General features: G+C 72.0%; 17 protein-coding genes. 1 reads left to right on the forward strand and 16 read right to left on the reverse strand.

Annotated features, from left to right (window positions below; genetic code table 11):
• Window positions 1–45: 45 nt before the first annotated feature.
• The 8 genes from secF to pdxT all read right to left on the reverse strand — a co-directional run bounded on the left by secF (window position 46) and on the right by pdxT (window position 7,775).
• The gene (gene secF / locus ACSSS0_RS00250) at window positions 46–1,194 is read right to left on the reverse strand and encodes a protein translocase subunit SecF (protein WP_487229604.1); all 1,149 of its coding nucleotides are present in this window, start codon (window positions 1,192–1,194) and stop codon (window positions 46–48) included.
• Entirely contained in the window at window positions 1,191–3,110 is a 1,920-nt protein-coding gene (secD, locus tag ACSSS0_RS00255) for a protein translocase subunit SecD (RefSeq protein ID WP_487229605.1), read from the reverse strand. Before secD ends, secF begins: the two co-directional genes overlap by 4 nt.
• A gap of 7 nt (window positions 3,111–3,117) precedes the next feature.
• Window positions 3,118–3,465 carry a preprotein translocase subunit YajC gene (yajC, locus tag ACSSS0_RS00260; RefSeq protein WP_435985940.1) on the reverse strand — a complete coding sequence of 116 codons (348 nt, stop codon included), beginning with the start codon at window positions 3,463–3,465 and terminating at the stop codon, window positions 3,118–3,120.
• Between the two features lie 243 nt (window positions 3,466–3,708).
• Window positions 3,709–4,845 (reverse strand): Holliday junction branch migration DNA helicase RuvB, encoded by a 1,137-nt coding sequence (ruvB, locus tag ACSSS0_RS00265; RefSeq protein WP_487229606.1) that lies wholly within the window; start codon window positions 4,843–4,845, stop codon window positions 3,709–3,711.
• Window positions 4,842–5,444 carry a Holliday junction branch migration protein RuvA gene (ruvA, locus tag ACSSS0_RS00270; RefSeq protein ID WP_435985938.1) on the reverse strand — a complete coding sequence of 201 codons (603 nt, stop codon included), beginning with the start codon at window positions 5,442–5,444 and terminating at the stop codon, window positions 4,842–4,844. Before ruvA ends, ruvB begins: the two co-directional genes overlap by 4 nt.
• Window positions 5,441–6,097, reverse strand: coding sequence for a crossover junction endodeoxyribonuclease RuvC (gene ruvC / locus ACSSS0_RS00275; protein ID WP_435985937.1), 657 nt, complete (start codon window positions 6,095–6,097; stop codon window positions 5,441–5,443). The genes ruvA and ruvC overlap by 4 nt, the downstream gene beginning before the upstream one ends.
• 143 nt (window positions 6,098–6,240) lie before the next feature.
• Complete coding sequence (locus ACSSS0_RS00280; RefSeq protein WP_435985936.1) at window positions 6,241–7,002, reverse strand: YebC/PmpR family DNA-binding transcriptional regulator; 762 nt, start codon at window positions 7,000–7,002, stop codon at window positions 6,241–6,243.
• The gene (gene pdxT, locus ACSSS0_RS00285) at window positions 6,999–7,775 is read right to left on the reverse strand and encodes a pyridoxal 5'-phosphate synthase glutaminase subunit PdxT (RefSeq protein WP_487229607.1); all 777 of its coding nucleotides are present in this window, start codon (window positions 7,773–7,775) and stop codon (window positions 6,999–7,001) included. The genes ACSSS0_RS00280 and pdxT overlap by 4 nt, the downstream gene beginning before the upstream one ends.
• A gap of 127 nt (window positions 7,776–7,902) precedes the next feature.
• On the opposite strand from pdxT, the gene kynU reads away from it, so the two are divergent.
• Window positions 7,903–9,156, forward strand: coding sequence for a kynureninase (gene kynU / locus ACSSS0_RS00290; protein WP_487229608.1), 1,254 nt, complete (start codon window positions 7,903–7,905; stop codon window positions 9,154–9,156).
• 97 nt (window positions 9,157–9,253) lie between these two features.
• Here the strand turns inward: kynU and ACSSS0_RS00295 are convergent, their stop codons facing one another.
• The 8 genes from ACSSS0_RS00295 to ACSSS0_RS00330 form a co-directional block, all read right to left on the reverse strand.
• Window positions 9,254–10,273 (reverse strand): DUF4037 domain-containing protein, encoded by a 1,020-nt coding sequence (locus tag ACSSS0_RS00295; protein WP_487229609.1) that lies wholly within the window; start codon window positions 10,271–10,273, stop codon window positions 9,254–9,256.
• 99 nt (window positions 10,274–10,372) lie between these two features.
• Window positions 10,373–11,311 (reverse strand): pyridoxal 5'-phosphate synthase lyase subunit PdxS, encoded by a 939-nt coding sequence (pdxS, locus tag ACSSS0_RS00300; protein WP_435985933.1) that lies wholly within the window; start codon window positions 11,309–11,311, stop codon window positions 10,373–10,375.
• Window positions 11,312–11,412: 101 nt separating this feature from the next.
• Window positions 11,413–11,964 carry a LemA family protein gene (locus tag ACSSS0_RS00305; protein WP_435985932.1) on the reverse strand — a complete coding sequence of 184 codons (552 nt, stop codon included), beginning with the start codon at window positions 11,962–11,964 and terminating at the stop codon, window positions 11,413–11,415.
• Complete coding sequence (locus ACSSS0_RS00310) at window positions 11,961–13,133, reverse strand: glycosyltransferase family 4 protein (RefSeq protein ID WP_487229610.1); 1,173 nt, start codon at window positions 13,131–13,133, stop codon at window positions 11,961–11,963. Before ACSSS0_RS00310 ends, ACSSS0_RS00305 begins: the two co-directional genes overlap by 4 nt.
• Window positions 13,130–14,140, reverse strand: coding sequence for a phosphatidylinositol mannoside acyltransferase (locus tag ACSSS0_RS00315; RefSeq protein WP_487229611.1), 1,011 nt, complete (start codon window positions 14,138–14,140; stop codon window positions 13,130–13,132). Before ACSSS0_RS00315 ends, ACSSS0_RS00310 begins: the two co-directional genes overlap by 4 nt.
• The gene (pgsA, locus tag ACSSS0_RS00320) at window positions 14,137–14,760 is read right to left on the reverse strand and encodes a phosphatidylinositol phosphate synthase (RefSeq protein ID WP_487229612.1); all 624 of its coding nucleotides are present in this window, start codon (window positions 14,758–14,760) and stop codon (window positions 14,137–14,139) included. Before pgsA ends, ACSSS0_RS00315 begins: the two co-directional genes overlap by 4 nt.
• A gap of 94 nt (window positions 14,761–14,854) precedes the next feature.
• Complete coding sequence (locus ACSSS0_RS00325) at window positions 14,855–15,496, reverse strand: HIT family protein (protein ID WP_487229613.1); 642 nt, start codon at window positions 15,494–15,496, stop codon at window positions 14,855–14,857.
• Window positions 15,497–15,976: 480 nt separating this feature from the next.
• Window positions 15,977–19,261: a GH92 family glycosyl hydrolase gene (locus ACSSS0_RS00330; RefSeq protein ID WP_487229614.1), complete on the reverse strand. Its 3,285-nt coding sequence runs from the start codon at window positions 19,259–19,261 to the stop codon at window positions 15,977–15,979.
• Between the last annotated feature and the right edge of the window lie 138 nt (window positions 19,262–19,399).

Here is a 19,399-nt window from a genome sequence, read left to right on the forward strand (position 1 = left end):
GACGTGCGGTGTGCGGGTCAGGGGCCGCTCCCGCGACCCCCGACCTCAGCGTCGCGACTTCGGCGCGCGCTTGGGCTGGTTGCGCGGACCGGCCTGGGCGTACTTGTGCACGGGACGCGGGGCGCCGTCGACGGTGTAGTCGGCATCGGCCGCAGCACCCGTGGTGTCCGCCCCGACATAGGCCGGCTCGGCGGCTCGCTGCGCCGCGGAGGCGCCCTGCTTGGCACCGTGGCGCGCGACGTACTTGTCGAGGTCACGGACGGCGGGCTCGTTGCGACGCAGGTCGACGAGCAGCGGCGTCGCGATGAAGATCGAGGAGTACGCGCCGACCGCGATGCCGATGAAGAGCGCGAGCGACAGGTCGAGCAGCGTGCCCGGGCCGAGCAGGGTGAAGCCGACGAAGAGCACTGCCGCGATCGGCAGCAACGCGACGACGGTCGTGTTGATCGAGCGGACCAGCGTCTGGTTGACGGCGAGGTTGGCCGCGGCCGAGTAGGTCATGCGCTTCGTGCGGAACGCGTCGGCGGTGTTCTCGCGCACCTTGTCGAAGACGACGACGGTGTCGTAGAGCGAGTACCCGAGGATCGTGAGGAACCCGATCATCGACGACGGGGTGATCTCGAACCCGAAGAGGGCGTAGATGCCGACCGTGATGACGAGGTCGTGCAGCAGGGCCACGAGCCCCGAGACGGCCATCTTCCACGTGCGGAAGTAGAGCGCCATGACGAGGGTCACGATGACGAGGAAGACGATGAGTCCCCGGATCGCCTGCTGGCTGACCGACTGGCCCCAGCTCGGGCCGATGAGCGAGGCGCTGACCGAGCCCTCCTCGACGCCGAACCGCTCGGCGAGGGCGGTGCGCGCCTCGTCCGTGCGGTCTGCGGCGGCCTCGGACTGCACGCGGACGGTGTCCTGACCGACGATCGTCGTGACGACGTTGCCGTCGATGCCGGCATCGGCGATGGCGCTCTGCGCCTTCTCCTCGTAGCCCTGGCTGTTGGCCACGCCCTGGACGCGGAACTCCGAGCCACCGCTGAACTCGATGCCGAAGTTGAGGCCCTTGACGAAGATGCCGACGAGGGCCAGGGCGATGAGCACCGCCGAGATGGCGTACCAGGTCTTCTGGCGCTTGATGAAGTCGATCGAGCGCTTGCCGGTGTAGAGGTCGTTGCCGACCTGGGCAAAGTTGATCATGCCTGGGCCTTCCCATCCGAGAGGCGGGCCGAGCCCACGGTGGCGGGCGGGCGCTGGGCGCCGGGTGCCCCGAACTGGCCCCGGCCGCGGTAGCGGGGCGACTCCTTCGCGCCGAGGCGCTCCGGGTCGAGACCGGACCACTTGTGACCCGTGCCGAAGAAGTTCGTCCGCGCGAGCAGCTGGACCGTGGGGTGCGTGAAGAGGATGACGACGAGCAGGTCGATGAGGGTCGTGAGACCGAGCGTGAAGGCGAACCCACGGACGTTGCTCGAGGCGAGGAAGTAGAGCACACCGGCGGCGATGAAGTTCACGGCGTCGGCCGCGATGATCGTGCGGCGGGCGCGCTTCCAGCCGGTCTCGACGGCGGCCACGAGCGGGCGGCCGTCACGCACCTCGTCGCGGATGCGCTCGAAGTAGACGATGAAGCTGTCGGCCGTGACCCCGATGGCCACGATGAGACCCGTGACACCGGCCATCGTCAGGCGGAAGCCATGCGTCGTCCCGAGCACCGTCACCGCGAGGTAGGTGATGACCGACGCGACGACGAGCGAGGCGACCGTGACGAGTCCGAGGGCGCGGTACTGGATGAGCGAGTAGACGACGACGAGCAGCAGGCCGATGAAGCCGGCGAGCAGGCCGATGCGCAGCTGCTCCTCGCCGAGCTGGGGCGTGATGTTGTCCTGCGTCTGCAGCGCGAACGAGATCGGCAGCGCACCGAACTTCAGCTGCTCGGCGAGCTGCTTGGCCGAGTCGATGGTGAACGAGCCGGTGATGGAGGCCCGACCGTCGGTGATGACGGCGCGTGCCTGCGGGGCCGTGATGACGGCCTTGTCGAGCACGACGGCGAACTGGTCGAGCGGCGGCTGCGACTGGAGGCCGTAGAGGCGCTTGGTCACGGCCGCGAACTTGGCCTTGCCGGCGTCCTTGAACGACAGGGCGACCTCGACGATGGAGGTGGGCTGGCCGTTCGGGCCGGGCTGGTAGCCGCTCGTGGCGTCGGCGATCTCGCTGCCGTCGATCTCGCTCGGGCCGAGGACGTACTTCGTGACGCGGTCCTCACCGCAGGTCGCGATGGGCTGCGTCGGGTCGTCCTGGATCTTGTCGAGGGCGCCCGGGGTCGAGCAGTTGAGCGCGGTGTACTCCTTGGCGACCTTGGCGGCGGCGGCGTCGGCCTTGGCCTTGTCCCAGCCGAGCCCGACGAGGCCGGTGCTGACCTGTGCCTTGATGGCGGCCTCGGTCTGGGCCGCCGTCGGGGCCGGGGCCTCGGTGGCGGCGGGGGCAGGCGTCGTCGCGGTGCCGGAGGGCGTGGTCGCCGACCCGGTCGGTGTCGGAGTGGCAGGGGTCGTGGCGGCGCGCAGCGCGTCGGGGACGACGCCGTTCTGCGCGGTCGCGGACGTCGAGGGCGTCGCGGTGCTCGTGGCCTTCGGCGTGCCGGTGCCGGTCGCGGTGCCGGAGGGGGTGGTCGTGCCGGTCGAGGTGCCGGTGGGCGTCCCGCTCGGGTTGGCCTGGCTGGCGTTGGCGTCGAGGGCCTGCACGTAGACGGCGCGGAACCGCAGCTGCGAGGGCTTCTTCAGCGCGTCGAGCTGCTCGGCCGTGGGCTGGCCGGGGATCGACACGACGATGCTGCGACCGCCCTGCGTGGTGATCTCGGCCTCGGAGACGCCGTTGGCGTCGATGCGCTGGCGGATGATGTCCACCGCACGGTTGACCTGGCCCTCGCTGATGGTCTCGGTGCCGTTGAGCTGCGGCTGGAGCACGAGCTCCGTGCCGCCCTCGAGGTCGAGACCGAGGCGGGGGGTCATCGACCCGTCGGCCCACTTCGTCAGGCCGACGGCCAGACCGCCGAGGGCGAGGATGACGACGACCAGTGCCAGGAGGCTCCGTCTCGCCGACGTCTTGGTGGAGCTGCGTGCCACGAAAGCCTCACTGACCGTTCTGCTGGGGGCCGGGCGTCGCACCCGGTGCGTCGTCGACGGGGGCGTCGGCCGCAGGCGTGTCGCTCGCGACGGTGTCGGTCTGCTTCATCGCGATGGCGCGCCGGTCGAAACGGACGGTCGTGCCCTCGGCGATCTCGAGCCAGGCGCTGCTGTCGTCGAGGTGCTTGATCGTGCCGAAGATGCCCGAGGACGTGACGACGGCGTCACCGACGTTGAGTGCCGAGCTGAAGTCGCGCATCTGCTTCATCCGCTTGTTCTGGGAAAAGAACAGCCAGCCCAGCAGCAGCAGGGGCAGGGCGAAAATCAGCAACGAGAGGGCCCCGTTGTTGTTCATGTCAGCTCAGTCCTTCGTGTCTTCGTCCGGTCAGCGCGGGCGCGCGCCACGACCCGTCGATCGGGTCGGATGTCGCGTCAACGACCGGGGGCACCGGATGGTGCCGCGGCAGCGGCGATGGTGCCCGCAGGAGTCTACGTGCGCCGGTGCAGTTTGTCAGACCGGTTGAACGGGTGCCGCCGTCTGCCCGTGTCACGTTTTGGCTGCAGTTGGAGGCCTCGGCACGGCGCGCCGGGGCTGTCCTCAGGAGTCGAACCGCGCGCCCCCGGCCTCGTCGATCGGCAGGGTCGCCGTCCAGAGGGCCTGCGAGTCGTGCGGTGGCGTGAGCCCGAGGTGCTCCCAGGCGAGGCTCGAGGCGGCGCGGCCGCGCGGGGTGCGCACCATGAAGCCCTCCCGCACGAGGTAGGGCTCGGCGACCGTCTCGACGGTGTCGGGCTCCTCGCCCACGGCGACGGCGAGGGTCGAGAGGCCCACCGGGCCACCGTTGAAGCGTCGGCAGAGCGCTTCCAGCACGGCACGGTCGAGGCGGTCCAGGCCGCGCTCGTCGACGTCGAAGAGCTCGAGCGCCTGACGGGCGGCGGAGTGGGTGACGCGGTCCTCGCCGTGCACCTGGGCCCAGTCGCGGACCCGGCGCAGCAGCCGGTTGGCGATGCGGGGCGTGCCACGGGAGCGCAGGGCGATCTCGCGGATGCCGTCCTCGTCGGCATCGAGGCCGAGCAGCCGGGCCGACCGGTGCAGGATCGTGACGAGGTCGGCCGCGGCGTAGTAGTCGAGGTGGCCGGTGAAGCCGAAGCGGTCCCGCAGCGGCGCGGGCAGCAGCCCGGCACGCGTCGTCGCACCGACGACGGTGAAGGGCGGCAGCTCGAGCGGGATCGCGGTCGCGCCCGGGCCCTTGCCGATGATGACGTCGACCCGGAAGTCCTCCATGGCGAGGTAGAGCATCTCCTCGGCCGAGCGGGACATCCGGTGGATCTCGTCGAGGAAGAGCACCTCCCCCTCGGCGAGCGAGGAGAGCACCGACGCGAGGTCACCGGCGTGCTGGATCGCGGGGCCCGAGGTGATGCGGATCGGCTGTTCGAGCTCACCGGCGACGATCATGGCCAGGGTGGTCTTGCCGAGGCCCGGCGGCCCGGAGAGCAGCACGTGGTCGGGCGGCGTGCCACGACCCTTCGCCGCCTTGAGGACGAGCCCCAGCTGGTCGCGGACACGGGTCTGCCCCGGGAAGTCGTCGAGGCGCTTGGGACGCAGGGCGGCCTCGACCTGGCGCTCGTCGGTGTCGCCGGCGGCGTCGACGATGCGCGCGGTCGCGTCGAACGACCCGTCGTCCCAGACGTCCGGCTCGGCGCCGGCGTCGAGCTCCCAGGAGCGGTCGACGCTCATCGGCCGAGCTCCTGCAGGGCAGCCCGCAGCAGGGCCGAGACACCGGCGCCCTCTGCGGCGAGCGGCGCGACCTTGTCGAGCGCCTCGTCGGCCTGGCGCGCGGTCCAGCCGAGACCGACGAGGGCCTCGCGGACCTGCTCGCGCCACGCCTCGCCGGTGTCGAGGTGGACCGGGTCGGTCTGGCCGGCGGAGCCGGGCAGGGCGCCGAGCTTGTCCTTGAGCTCGAGGACCATCCGCTCCGCGCCCTTCTTCCCGATGCCCGGGACCTTGGTCAGCGCGACGAGGTCTCCGGTGCCCAGTGCGACCCGGACGGCGTCGGGCGAGTGGACGGCGAGCACGGCCAAGGCGAGGCGCGGGCCGACACCCGAGACCGTCTGGACGGTCTCGAAGACGTGCTTCTCGTCGTCGGTGGCGAAGCCGTAGAGCGTCAGCGAGTCCTCGCGCACGACGAGGCTCGTGGCGAGCTGCGTGGGCTGCCCGAGGCGCACGGACGTCGCCGTGGCCGGCGTGGTGTGGACGAGCATGCCGACACCCCCGACGCCGACCACGACCGAGTCGAGGCCGACCTTGAGGACGGTGCCGGAGAGCGAGGCGATCATCGGGGCTGGGCTCCAGGGTGGGGTCGGGTGGTGGGGCCGGTGCGGGTGGGCTGGGTGGTCGCGGCGCGCAGGCGCTGCACCGGTGGGGCGGCTCCCGGCGGCACACGGCGGGGTATGCCGCTCCCCCGGCGGCCGGAGCGCGCGAGCTCCTCGAGCCGCGCGGTCTCGAGGCGGCTCTGTGTGCCGCCGCGCCACACGTGGCAGATCGCGAGGGCGAGGGCGTCGGCCGCGTCGGCCGGCTTGGGTGGGGTGTCGAGACCGAGCAGACGGGTCACCATCGTCGTGACCTGCGCCTTGTCGGCCCGGCCGTTGCCGCTGACGGCGGCCTTGACCTCGGTCGGGGTGTGGAGGGTGACGGGCAGGCCGAGCCGCTCGGCCATGATCATGACGATCCCGGTCACCTGCGCGGTGCCCATGACGGTGGAGACGTTGGTGTCGGCGAAGACGCGCTCGATGGCCACGGCCTCGGGACGGTGCCGCGCGAACCACTGGCGCATCTCGTCCTCGACGGCGACGAGCCGTCTCGGTGTCGGGTCTCCGGACGGCGTCCGGATGACCCCGACCTCGACGAGGGACAGCTTGCGCCCCGGGACCCCGTCGACGACGCCGACGCCGCAGCGCGTGAGCCCGGGGTCGACCGCGAGGACGCGCACGGCATACCTCCCTGGGTTGGGGCACTGGACGATCCGAACAGGTGTTCGGGACAACGCTAACGGGCCTCCCCCGAAAGGAGGGGAGGCACGCCGGTCCCGGCGTGCCTCCTCGTCGAACCCCCGGGCCGGGTGGGCCCGTGCAGTCAGTCCTCGTCGTCGTCGAGCTGCGCGAGCACGTCGTCGGGGATGTCGCCGTTGGCGAAGACGTTCTGCACGTCGTCGCTGTCCTCGAGGGCCTCGATGACGCGGATCATCTTCTTCGCACCGTCGAGGTCGAGCGGGACCTGGAGGTTCGGGACGAACGAGGCCTCGGCCGACTCGTAGTCGATGCCGGCGTCCTGGATCGCCTTGCGGACCGCGACGAAGTCGGTGGCCTCGGAGATGATCTCCCACGTGTCACCGTTGTCGTTGACCTCCTCGGCGCCCGCCTCGAGCACGACCTCGAGGATGTCGTCCTCGGAGCCGGCGTCCTTGAGGACGGTCACGACGCCCTTGCGGTTGAAGACGTAGGACACCGAGCCCGGGTCGGCGAGCTGACCACCGTTGCGGGTCAGCGCCGTCCGCACCTCGGCGGCGGCCCGGTTGCGGTTGTCGGTGAGGCACTCGATGAGCACGGCGACACCGTTGGGGGCGTAGCCCTCGTACATGATCGTCTGCCAGTCGGCCGCGCCCGCCTCGGCACCCGAGGCGCGCTTGACGGCGCGGTCGATGTTGTCGTTGGGCACCGACGTCTTCTTCGCCTTCTGGATGGCGTCGTAGAGGGTCGGGTTGCCGGCGGGGTCGGCGCCGCCCTGGCGGGCCGCGACCTCGATGTTCTTGATGAGCTTGGCGAAGAGCTTGCCGCGCTTGGCGTCCTTGGCCGCCTTCTGGTGCTTCGTGGTGGCCCATTTGGAGTGGCCGCTCATGCAGTGTCCTCGCGTTCCGGTGACTGGCGTGCACCCGACTGCTGGAGTCGGTGCTCTCTGACGATCGAGACGAACTCGGCGTGGATCCGGCGGTCGGCCCCCACCTCGGGGTGGAAGGACGTGGCCATGAGGTTGCCCTGCCGGACCGCGACGATCCTACCGGCGGCCGGGCCCTCGCTCACGCGGGCGAGGACCTCGACGCCCGGGCCGGCCTGCTCGACCCACGGCGCGCGGATGAAGACGGCGTGCACCGTGCCGGTCGTGGACGGGTCGCTCCAGGTGTACTCGAGGTCCTGCTCGAAGGAGTCGACCTGGCGGCCGAAGGCGTTGCGCCGCACCGTGATGTCGAGGCCGCCCAGGGTCTGCTGGTCGGGTCGGGCGTCGGCGATGCGGTCGGCGAGCATGATCATCCCGGCACAGGATCCGTAGGCCGGCATGCCCTCGGCGATGCGCCGGAGCAGGGGCTCTCGCAGGTCGAAGGCGCGGACGAGCTTGTCCATGACGGTCGACTCCCCGCCGGGGATGACGAGCCCGTCGACGGCCTCGACCTCGGACGGTCGGCGAACGGTGACGCCCTCGGCGCCGAGCGCCGTGAGGGCGGCGAGGTGCTCGCGGACGTCGCCCTGGACGGCGAGGACGCCGATGCGCGGCACGCCGAGGGAGACGTCCGCAGGGGCGGCCGTCGTGCCTGCGGTCGTGCTGCCGGTCGTGCCGGCGGTCGTGCCGGCGGTCGTGCCGGCGGTCGTGCCGGAGACGGTGCTGGTGGTGCTCACCCGGTCAGCGTAGAGCGCCCGTCGTGACGGTCGCGCCAGGGGTCGAGCGCCGAGAACCGTCTCGGATGCCAGACGTCCGTGGAGGCGGCCCTGACATCGGCACGACGCCACCGGATACGTTGCGGCCATGACGACGGTGCACACCCACGACGACCTGACCGCCCGCGCCGCGGAGGCCGACGCCGCCTCGCCGCTGCACGGCACCCGGGACCGCTTCGCCCTCCCCGACGACGTCATCTACCTCGACGGCAACTCGCTCGGGGCGCTGCCCAGGGCGGTGCCCGGAGTCGTCGACGACGTCATGCACCGGCAGTGGGGCGAGCGGCTCATCCGTTCGTGGAACGAGGCCGACTGGTGGGGTGCGCAGACCCGCGTCGGCGACCTCGTCGGCCGTCTCGTCGGAGCCGCACCCGGACAGGTGGTCGTGACCGACTCGACGTCGGTGAACCTCTTCAAGGCGGTCATCGGCGCCGGACGCCTGCGGCCCGGACGCACGGTCGTGCTCACCGACCCCGACTCCTTTCCGACCGACCTCTACATGACCGAGTCGGCGGCCGCTCTGGCCGGCCTCGAGGTGCGCCGGGTCCACCCTCGTGACGCCGTCGCCGCGATCGCGGAGGTCGGGGACGCCCTCGCCCTGGGCTCCTACTCGAGCGTCGACTACCGCACGGGCGAGCTGTGGGACCTGCGCGCGATCACCGAGGCGGCCCACGCCGTCGGCGGGCTCGCCTGCTGGGACCTGTGCCACTCGGCCGGCGTCATCGAGGTCGACCTCGACGAGGGCGGCGCGGACCTCGCCGTCGGGTGCGGCTACAAGTACCTCAACGGCGGGCCGGGTGCGCCGGCCTTCCTCTACGTCGCGAGCCGCCACCAGGACGACTTCGAGCAGCCCCTCACCGGCTGGCAGGGGCACGCGCACCCGTTCGAGATGCGGCCGGACTACGAGCCGGCGCCCGGCATCACCCGGGCCCGCGTCGGCACCCCGCCCCTGCTGTCGGTCCTCGCCCTCGAGGCCGCGCTCACGGCATACGACGGCCTCTCCCCCGCCGACGTCAGGGCGGCATCGCTCTCGGTGACCGGCACCTTCATCGACGCCCTCGACGCGCTCGGGGTCGACCTCCCGCTGGCGACGCCGCGTGAGCCGGAGCGCCGCGGGTCGCAGGTGTCGCTACGCCATCCGCAGGCCTTCGCCGTGGTGCAGGCGCTCATCGCCCGCGGCGTCATCGGCGACTTCCGTGAGCCCGACATCATCCGTCTCGGCTTCGCGCCCCTCTACGTCACGCACGTCGACGCGGTGCGGGCCGCGGTGCACGTCAAGGAGGTCCTCGACGGTCGCGAGTTCGAGCGTCCGGAGTTCGCCGAGCGCGGCGCCGTCACCTGAGTCGTCCCCTCCCGCACCACACCGAGAGGGTTCCAGCTCGCCGTGATCGGGAGCCTGTGAGCCGTGACCTGCTCGGTGAGTTGCCAGGGTGTGCGGGTCACGGTGACGACCGGCGGCGACCGGACCTCGTGAGGACGTCGACGTTGTCGCTCCACTGCTCGGCCGAGCCCACGCCTCGCGGCAGCGCCCGGACGGCCGAGTCCTCGACGCTCTCCTCCAGCACGACGACCACGGCCTCGCGCACGCCGCGGTAGGGCCGGTCCCAGAACGGCTCGACGGGGTCGGCGAGAGTCGGCAGCCGAGCCTCACCCTGCACCCGGTTCAGCACACGAAGCGCCGCGACGAGGCCCTGCTCGCGCTCTCGCCAGCTGCCGGCCGCCAGCGCCGCGTGCAGCGGTTCCCCCGCGGCACCTGCCCGCGGCAACCGGGTGAAGCTCGTGCCGAGCCACTTGGAGTAGGGCGGCCAGCGCCGCTCGAGCAGGTGGCCAAGGTGCATCGCGGTCCCGGCGAGCCGCGCCGCGACCACCCGCGAGCCGAGGTCGTCGCCGCGCTCCCCCGTCCGGCCCACGAAGGGCAGCTCCTGCGCGAGCCGGGCCCAGTCCGTCGCGACGACGTGCCGCCAGACGTCGTCGGGATACCACTGGAGCCGACGGCGTATGCCGTCCAGCTCGCCCGCGTCGTCGACGAACACCTCTCCCCCGGTGACCTCGAGGACGGCCTGGCCCGTCAGGCAAAGCCAGTCGTCCACCGTCAGGTCGCGGGTGGGGTCGACGCCGAGGCGCGACACGGCGAGGTCTCCAGCCGTCTCGACCTGCACCCGGTGGCGCACGGTCGGGTCCCACGTCGTCGCGAACCGCGTCGGGTGGCCGGCGAACGACTCGGGCAGCTGCTCGGCGAGGTGGTCGTCGACCGCGGGGACGAGGTCGTGCGGGACGAGGAGGTTGAGCCTCAGGCCCCAGTCGTGGTCGCGCGACATCGCGTCATCCAGACCGAGGACGTCCGAACCGCTCCCGAGTCTCGCCGCGGCACAGGGCATCCCCGGCCATCGCCCGCGCACGAGCGGTTCGACGACCTGCTCCGAGTAGGACCGTGACAGCTCGGCTCCGGTGGGACTCACGCCACGATCGTGCCAGCCACGAGGCCACACGCTGACGTATGCCGCCGCGCCCGGCGGGGCACGGCGGCATACGTCAGCGTGTGGCTGGGGGTGCGGTGGTCACCAACCGCGCTCGGAGAGGCGGTGCGGCTGGGCGATCTCGTCGACGTTGATGCCGACCATCGCCTCGCCGAGGCCGCGCGAGACCTTGGCGATGACGTCGGGGTCGTCGTGGAAGGTCGTCGCCTTGACGATGGCCTCGGCGCGCTGGGCCGGGTTGCCGGACTTGAAGATGCCCGAGCCGACGAAGACACCCTCGGCACCGAGCTGCATCATCATCGCCGCGTCGGCGGGGGTCGCGATGCCACCGGCCGTGAAGAGCACGACGGGGAGCTTGCCGGCCTCGGCGACCTCCTTGACGAGCTCGTAGGGCGCCTGGAGCTCCTTGGCCGCGACGTAGAGCTCGTCGGGGCTCATCGAGTGCAGGCGGTTGATCTCGGCGCGCAGGGTGCGCATGTGCGTCGTCGCGTTGGAGACGTCGCCGGTGCCGGCCTCACCCTTGGAGCGGATCATGGCCGCGCCCTCGGTGATGCGGCGCAGGGCCTCGCCGAGGTTGGTCGCGCCGCAGACGAAGGGCACGGTGAACTGCCACTTGTCGATGTGGTTGGCGTAGTCGGCCGGGGTCAGGACCTCGGACTCGTCGATGTAGTCGACGCCGAGGCTCTGCAGCACCTGCGCCTCGACGAAGTGGCCGATGCGGGCCTTGGCCATGACGGGGATCGAGACGGCCTCGATGATGCCGTCGATCATGTCGGGGTCGCTCATGCGCGACACGCCGCCCTGGGCGCGGATGTCGGCGGGGACCCGCTCGAGGGCCATGACGGCGACGGCGCCGGCGTCCTCGGCGATCTTGGCCTGCTCGGCCGTGACGACGTCCATGATGACGCCGCCCTTGAGCATCTCGGCCATGCCGCGCTTCACGCGCGTCGTGCCGGTGTGGCTCGTGCCGCTCTGCTGGTCAGCCGCGGGCGTGCTGCCCGAGGTCGGGGTGGTGCTCACGATGTCCTGCTTTCCCGTGATCTGGGTTCGGTGTGCCTCAAAGCGTAGGCCCCCGCGCGCGGGGCGCACGACGGGGTCCGCCGTCCCGCGCGTGGGCCCGGTCACACGAGGGCGAGGTGCTCCGGCGAGTCGTCGTTGAACTCGACGGTGTGCGGCATCGGGGTGTAGCCCGCGAGGTGGAACATGCGGATGGTCCACTTGCGCCGCACCCGGCGGACGTCGGTGACGGCGTCGTTGTGGAACCGTCGTGCGAGCTGCACGCGGGTGCAGGCCGAGGCGAGCCGTGCGAGCACGTCCTGCCCCAGCGCCGTCGAGCGCAGCGTGCTGACGGCCTGGGGCGTCAGGGCGAGGTCGAGGGCCTCGGTGAGGTCGTTCTCGGCGAGCTCGCGGGCCTCGCCGTGCTCCGACGGCGCTTCGAGGGACTCAGCCGCGGCGTTGGCGAGGATGAGCGCCGTCGCGCCGTCGAGGAGCCCGCAGTTGGCCAGCTCTACCGCCGCCTCGGCCCGGCGCACGAGCCGCGCGTCGAGGGCTGCGAGCGTGCCGCTGAGGCGCACGTGGAGCCGGTCGAGGCGGGCCGCCGTGTAGGAGAGGTACCAGGCGATGACGACGAGGACGAAGAGGATCGCGAAGACCCACGAGAGGACCTCGCTCACCGGGCACCTCCGCGCAGGAAGCGGTTCCAGCGTCCGTGCGGCTCGAGGTGCGCGGCCGCGGCACCCTCGATGACCGTCTCGTAGACGGCGAGGATCTCGTCGGCGACGACCGACCAGTCGAAGAGTCGGGCGCGGTGCTGACCGGCGGCGGCGAGCTCGGCCCGGCGCTCGGGTCGACGCAGGAGGTCGACGAGCGTGCGCGCGAGGTCGTCGGGCTGCTCGTTGGCGAACATCGCACCGGCGGTGCCGCCGTCGAGGACCCGCGAGAACGCCGGGAGGTCGCTGGCGAGGACGCAGGCGCCGGCACTCATCGCCTCGATGAGGATGATGCCGAAGCTCTCTCCACCGGTGTTGGGCGCCACGTAGACGTCGACGGACGCGAGCAGCGACGCCTTGTCGTCGTCGGAGACCGAGCCGAGGAACTCGCACGCGGCGACGACCTCCGGCGGCCAGCCCTCGGTGACCTCCTCGGGGTCGCCGGGCCCGGCCACGAGGACGCGCAGTCCCGGGACCGAGCGCAGGATCTCGGGGAGCGCGGCCGCGAGCACGGGAAGCCCCTTGCGGGGCTCGCCCATCCGGCCGAGGAAGGCGATCGTCGGCGAGGCGGGAGTGCCCATCCACGCCGAGCGACGTGGCGCCTGGGCGAACCGGTCGACGTAGACCCCGTTGGGGATGACGACCGCGTCGCCGCCGACGTGGGTCGTGACGGTCCGTCGGGCGTCCTCGCTCACCGCGATGCGGCCGGCGATCTTCTCGAGGCTCGGTCGGATGATGGGGTAGGCCGTCTGCATCGTCCGCGACCGCAGCATCGAGGTGTGGAAGGTCGCGACGATGGGCCCCTCGGCCGCCATGAGGGCGAGCACGCTGACGCTGGGCGTCACGGGCTCGTGCAGGTGGAGCACGTCGAACTGGCCGGCGTCGAGCCACTTGCCGACCTTGGACGCCGTGACGGGGCCGAAGTTGAGGCGGGCGACGGAGCCGTTGTAGCGCACGGCCGTGGCCCGTCCGGCCGACGTGACGTAGTCGGGCAGCTCGGTCTCGCTGTCGGCCGGGGCGAGCACCGACACGTCGTGGCCCTGGCTGATGAGGTGCTCGGCGAGGTCGCGCACGTGGAACTGCACCCCGCCCGGGACGTCGAACGAGTACGGGCAGACGATCCCGATCCTCACGTCGCGCGTCCCGTCGTCGGGGTGGACGCCTCCACGGACGCGGGCGACGCCGCACCGGCGGACGGCCGCGCGGGCGCCGCGAGGTCGTCGACGAAGACCCGCTGGAGCATGTGCCAGCTCGACGTGTGCTCGCGGATCGCGACGGCGAGGTGGTCGGCACACTGCTGGATGAGGTCGGCCGCCTTGGCCGCGGTCGTGCCCTCGACGCGAGGCACCAGGGGGTCGCTGAACTCGATGACCGTGCGGTGGCCGCCGAGTCCCGTACCGGCGGGCGCGGGTTCGTACCAGATCCGGGCCGCGTAGAGCGGTGCGCCCGTCATGAGCGAGAGGACGGCCGGGCCCTTGGCCATCCGGGCGCGGTGGCCGAGGAGGTCGACCTCGACGCCGCCGTTGGTGAGGTCGCGGTCGGCGGCCAGCGCGATGAGCCGACCTCCTGCCCGCGTCGCGTCGAGCAGCCCGTGGAAGGGGTCGCCCCCGCCGGTGAGCGGGATGATGTCCATGTCGATGCTGCGCCGGAACGCCACGAACTCCTGGAAGACCTCTTCGGGCTTGAGCCGCTCGGCGACGGTCGTCACCGGCATGAGGTTGCCGGCGGACCAGGCCGCGGCGAGGTCGAAGTTGCCGAGGTGGCCGACGAAGACGACGCCTGCCTCGCCGCGCGCGCACAGCTCGCGGATCTCGGCGTCGCCGCGCACGACGACCGCACCGTCAACCTGGGCCCGGGTCAGCGACGGGAGCCGGAACGCCTCGCAGTAGTAGCGCATGTACGAGCGCATCCCCTGGCGCACGAGGGCGTCGAGGTCGGCGTCGGACAGCTCGGGACGCACCCGGCGGTAGTTCGAGCGGAGGCGCACGATGCCCTTGCCGCCGCGCCGGACGGCGATGGCGGCCACCCGGTCGAAGAGGGCGTATGCCGCCCGCTCCGGGAGGGCGCGGACGACGGACCACCCGAGCCTGAAGCCGAGCACGCTGACGGTGTCGGTGGCCCGGCGCGCGAGGTCGGTCACGCGCCCACCTCGCCGGAGGCGAGGGCCTGGCGACGGACCGTGAGCATCCGCTGGAGCACCGTGACGAGGCTCGCGACCGCGAGCAGCCCCAGGACGACGCCGAGCAGGATCGTCGAGTTGAGGAGGTCGGCGAAGAACGCCGCGACGAGCACGGCGACGAGCCGGTCGGCGCGCTCGGCGATGCCGACGTTCGCCGTGTATCCGAGGCCCTCGGCCCGGGCCTTGGCGTAGGACACGACGCTGCCGAGGATGAGACAGCTGAGCGCGAGACCGGCCATGAGCTGGTTGTTGCCCTTGCCGGCGTAGTAGAGGACGAGGCCGCCGAAGATCGCGGCGTCACCGATGCGGTCGAGGGTGGAGTCGAGGTAGGCGCCCCACTTGCTGGAGCGGCCGGACTCGCGGGCCATGATGCCGTCGACGTTGTCGGAGAAGACGAAGGCGGTGATGACGAGCACGCCGACCCAGATCTCACCGCGGGGGAAGAAGGCGAGCGCCCCGGCGCAGACCCCGAGGGTGCCGACGACCGTCACGACGTCGGGGCTGATCCCGAGGCGGAGGAAGAGGTGGGCGATCGGACCGAGGATCTTGGTCAGCGACGCGCGCAGGAGTCTGTTGAGCATGGTGGTGACAGCGTACTGACCGCTCGGGCGTGGTCGGGCCGGGCGCACGCACCGTGGCGCGTCCGTGACCTGCGGACACCGAGCCGAGCGGTCCTCAGCCGGCGGGCCAGGTCTGGACGAGCCGTGCGCGGGTGTCCTCGAGGAGGACGGGCAGCGCCTTGGTCTGGCCGACGATCGGCAGGAAGTTCGAGTCGCCGCTCCAGCGCGGCACGACGTGCTGGTGCAGGTGAGCCGCGACGCCGGCGCCGGCGACGGCCCCCTGGTTCATGCCGAGGTTGAAGCCGTGCGGCTCCGAGGCCGCCTGGAGCGCACGCACGGCCTGCTTCGTCAGTGCCGTGAACTCGGCCGTCTCGTCGTCCGTGAGGTCGACGTAGAGGGAGACGTGGCGGTAGGGGCAGACGAGGACGTGGCCCGGGTTGTAGGGGAAGAGGTTCATGACGACGTAGCAGTGCTCGCCGCGGTGGACGATGAGGCCCTCCGCGTCGGTCTTGCCCGGAGCGGCGCAGAACGGGCACCCGTGCCCGGCCTCCTCCGTCGGCTTGTCACCGAGGATGTAGGCCATCCGGTGCGGGGTCCAGAGCCGCTCGAAGCCGTCCTCGACGCGGGCGAAGTCGGCTGCCGGCTCGAGGACGGGCTGGTGGTCAGGCCCGTGGTCGGGCCCCTGGTGGCGCCCGTGCTCGTGCCCGGGGGCGGGGCTCCCACCCGTGGGCGTCGGGCCACTCCCCTGCGTCGTCATGGTGACTGATCCTAGGACGAGGTCCGCAAGCCGCGACGACCCACCGGCCGCGTGTCGATTTCCCCATCGGGCCGACCTTCGGTTCAATGGAGTCGGCCCTGCGGTGTGTGAGACCGCAGGGCCTTCGTCGTCTCCCGGCGCGGTCGACGGACGCGGGACTGCCCTGCGGCATGGAACAGCCCTGCGGGTGTGAGAGCCGCAGGGCCGGGATCCTCGGTCACGCACGGCGTCGACGGACTCGCCGGTCGACCGCGCGTGAAGGAAGGTGAAGGCCCGGGAAGTATGAGTTCCCGGGCCTTCTGTTCGTCCTCGCCGAAGCGATTCTGAAACCGATCCGCCGAAGCGGTTCGGTCCCTCATTTGTAACCCCGCGGACGCCGGCGCGCAAGGCCTTGTCGGCACTTTCTTCACGGTGACCCGGACGGTGCGGCGTGTCGTTGGGACACGCCGCACCGATACCCTCAGCCCGCACGGGCGCCCGTCAGCGGAGCGTCAGGGCGTAGACCTCGAAGCGGTCGTCAGCGGGCAGCGTGACGGCCTGGAGCTGCCGGGCCGGGTCGACGGCGACGGTGGTGCCGAAGATCTGGACCGGGGGCCCGTCGACGCCGGAGCCGCCCTTGATCCGGTGGTCCATGGCGATCGCCACGGTGTTGCCGTTGTGCCCGCTGCCCGCGGCCCAGTCGGTCAGTGCCACCGGGACGGACTGGACGCTGCCGTCCGTGTACGTCAGACGCAGGGCCGTCGACACGTCGCCGTTGTGCGTCGACCCGACGAGGTGGATCGTGGAGCGGCTTCCGGCCTGCACGAGCAGCGTCTGGCCTCGTCCCTCGACGAGGTTGGGCGTCGTGCCCGACGTGACCGGTGCGGCATACGTGATGCCGTCGTGGACCCACGGGCCGGGGGCGGGCAGCAGAGCGGCGTCGTAGCTCCAGCCGCTGCCGTCGAAGTTGCCCTCGCTCGGCGCGGCGACGGTCGCCGTGCCGTCGTGGTTGCGGGCCGGGGTCAGGTCCAGCGCGCAGCCCGGTGCACCGGCGACGCAGTCGAGCGCCTCCCGGACCTGGACGGGGACGGTGCGCGTCACGGGATCGACACCGGGCGCCGTGGCGGTGACGACCACCTCGTGGTCCCCCACCCCCAGACCCGCGGGCAGGCGCAGGGTCACGGGCACCGACGCGCTCGCCGGGACACCGTTGCTGTGCAGCACGGCGGCGCCGTCGTCGCCGGAGCCCACCACGGCCGTCCACCCGGCCGGGGCCGTCACGGACACGTCGACGGGGAGGCTCTTGGGTGCCTGGCCCACGAGGTCCACGGTGAGGCGGGCCTCACGGGCACCGGTCGGCACGACGACGGGACTCGGCCGGACGGCCATGGAGAGCGACAGACGCGGGTCGCGTCCGGCCTGGACGGCCGACGGCGGCACGTCGGCCGGCGTCGTGCCCCACCGGCTCGGGGTCGTGCCCACGGTGTGCGCGATCGACCCGCCCTGCCGGAGGGCGTCCCAGCCGACCCAGCTCTTCGTGCTGCGCGAGCCGTCGACGGTGAGGGTCTGGACGTAGCGCCGGTCGTCCGAGACGCCGGGCGCGGTGATCGTGAGGCGACCGCCCTGGCCGGTCCGCACCGACGACGGCGCGGCCACGGCGACGTCGACGCGCTCGAACTGGGGCGAGCTGACGACGAAGACGTTCGACCCGCTCATGGTCGGGTAGAGCCCCCACGACGAGAAGACGTACCACGCGGACATCGTCCCGAGGTCGTCGTTGCCGGTCATCCCGTCGGGGCCGGACGTGAAGAGCGTGAAGGCGGCCCGCGCCACCGTCGCGATCTTGGCGGGCTGCTGGACCCACGCGTAGACGTACGGCGCGAGCAGGTCGGGCTCGTTGTTCGGGTTGTAGGTCGGCTTGCTGTAGTAGGCGTACGTCGCCTCGATCCAGTCGGTGCGCGCGGTGCCCGCCGGGTCGGTGAGCAGCTTCGGGTAGGCGAAGAAGTCGTCGAGGCGCTTCTCGGTCGCCGCCCGGCCACCCAAGAGCTCGGTCAGCCCGGCCGGGTCCTGCGGGACGAGCCACTGGTACTGGTAGGAGCCACCCTCGTGGAAGGCGTGCGACGCCTCGACGGGGTCGTACGGGTCGAGCCACGTGCCGTCGGCCAGTCGCGGGCGGAACGTCTGCGTGCCGGCGTCCCAGAGGTTGCGGTACCAGCCGCTGCGCTCCGTCAGCATCGCCGCGTCCGCCGTGTGCCCCAGGCCCTTGGCCATGAGGGCGAGGGACGCGTCCGCGGCCGCGTACTCCATCGTCGCGGACGCCGGGTGGGCGCAGTCGTTGTCGCCGCCGTGGGAGACGCAGTCGGTGCCGACGTCGAGGCCGAACGGGATGTAGCCGAGCTTCTCGTACCAGTGCTGCCCGGCGCGGCCGTTGTACTGGCTGTCGGCCGGCGGGCGCTCGGTCGCGTTCTGCCTGAGGAGCGCATACGCCTCGGCCTCGTGGCCGGCGAGGAAGCCCTTGCTCCAGCCCTCGACGAGGAACGGCGTCACCGGGTCGCCGGTCATGATGTTCGTCTCGCTGTTGACGAGGGCCCACCGCGGCAGCCAGCCACCCTCCCGACCGATCGCGAGCACGGACAGGTAGGAGTCCCGCGCGACGTCGGGGGCGAGGATCTCGAGGAGCTGGTTCTGAGGTCGGTAGGTGTCCCACAGCGAGAAGTTCTGGCGCGGCGTGTAGCCCTGTGCCACGTGGTTCTTCCCGTCCCAGCCGTGGTAGCGGCCATCGACGTCGGAGGCGAGGTTCGGGTGCATGAGCGAGTGGTAGAGCGCCGTGTAGTAGGCGGTGCGGCGCTCGGTCGTGCCGCCCGTGACGCGTGCCTTGCCGAGCTCGGACTCCCACCGCTGCGCGAGTGCGGCGCGGGTGGCGTCGAAGTCGAAGGAGTCGCCGGTCTCTCCGGTCAGGTTGGCGCGGGCGCCGTCGGGGCCGGTGTAGCTGAGGGCGACCTTCATCGTCACGGACGTCGTGCCGGTCGGGAACGTGACCGCGGCACCGTTGCCGCCGTCCTTCGTCGAGGCGTCGCGCGCTCCCGACGTCAGCGTCGACCCGCTCCACGTGCCGAACGAGCTGAAGGGGCGGTCGAACTCGGCCCGGAACCACACGGTGTGCTCGTCCTTGCCCGCACAGAAGTTGCCGTCGTGGATGCGCCCCTCGACGACCCGGTCACCGACGACGTGCACCTCGGAGTCGAAGACGCGCATGTTGGCCTTGCCGGTGTTGAGCAGGACGTTCGGCTGCTTGTCGGCGGGGAAGGTGAAGCGCTGCCAGCCCGTGCGGTCGCTCGCCGTCAGCTCGGCCTGGACGTCGTACGTCGGCAGCCCGACGCGGTAGTAGCCCGGCTCGGCCTCCTCGTCCGCGTGGCTGTAGCTCGACCGGTAGCGGCCCGGGTCGACGGTCGTCACGGTGCCGGTCGTCGGCATGACCGGCAGCTCACCGACGACGGGGCAGCCCACCCCTGACAGGTGGGTCTGGCTGAAGCCGTAGATCGAGCCCTGGGAGTGGTCGTAGCCACCCTCGCCCCCGGTGTCCGGGCTCACCTGGACCATGCCGAACGGCGCACTGGCCCCCGGGAAGGTGTTCCCGTTGTCCTGCGTGCCGATGAAGGGGTTGACCGCGTCGACGAGCCTCTCGGCCGCGGCGGCCTCGGCAGGTGGCGCCCCGGACGGCAGGACGGGGCCGAGGACGGCGGCGGCGAGGACGGCGGTGCCGAGCGAGCGGAGCACGGGGCGCATGGGAGTTCCTTCACGGGCGACGACGATGTCCTGCCCGAGACTCGTGACGACCGGCGCGACGGTCAACCGGTGACCGGTGTCCTGTCCGATGGACGCGCGACATCGGACAGAAGCGGACGTATGCCGCCGGGCGGGGTC

The organism is Terrabacter sp. R4-6 (assembly GCF_057529065.1).

What these genes read in the sequence shown, in the direction of transcription:
- secF (WP_487229604.1), bottom strand. Translation starts at nt 1,194, where the DNA reads ATGATCAACTTTGCCCAGGTCGGCAACGACCTCTACACCGGCAAGCGC.
- ACSSS0_RS00280 (WP_435985936.1), bottom strand. Translation starts at nt 7,002, where the DNA reads ATGAGCGGCCACTCCAAATGGGCCACCACGAAGCACCAGAAGGCGGCC.
- ruvA (WP_435985938.1), bottom strand. Translation starts at nt 5,444, where the DNA reads ATGATCGCCTCGCTCTCCGGCACCGTCCTCAAGGTCGGCCTCGACTCG.
- ACSSS0_RS00330 (WP_487229614.1), bottom strand. Translation starts at nt 19,261, where the DNA reads ATGCGCCCCGTGCTCCGCTCGCTCGGCACCGCCGTCCTCGCCGCCGCC.
- kynU (WP_487229608.1), top strand. Translation starts at nt 7,903, where the DNA reads ATGACGACGGTGCACACCCACGACGACCTGACCGCCCGCGCCGCGGAG.
- ruvB (WP_487229606.1), bottom strand. Translation starts at nt 4,845, where the DNA reads ATGAGCGTCGACCGCTCCTGGGAGCTCGACGCCGGCGCCGAGCCGGAC.
- pgsA (WP_487229612.1), bottom strand. Translation starts at nt 14,760, where the DNA reads ATGCTCAACAGACTCCTGCGCGCGTCGCTGACCAAGATCCTCGGTCCG.
- yajC (WP_435985940.1), bottom strand. Translation starts at nt 3,465, where the DNA reads ATGAACAACAACGGGGCCCTCTCGTTGCTGATTTTCGCCCTGCCCCTG.
- ACSSS0_RS00325 (WP_487229613.1), bottom strand. Translation starts at nt 15,496, where the DNA reads ATGACGACGCAGGGGAGTGGCCCGACGCCCACGGGTGGGAGCCCCGCC.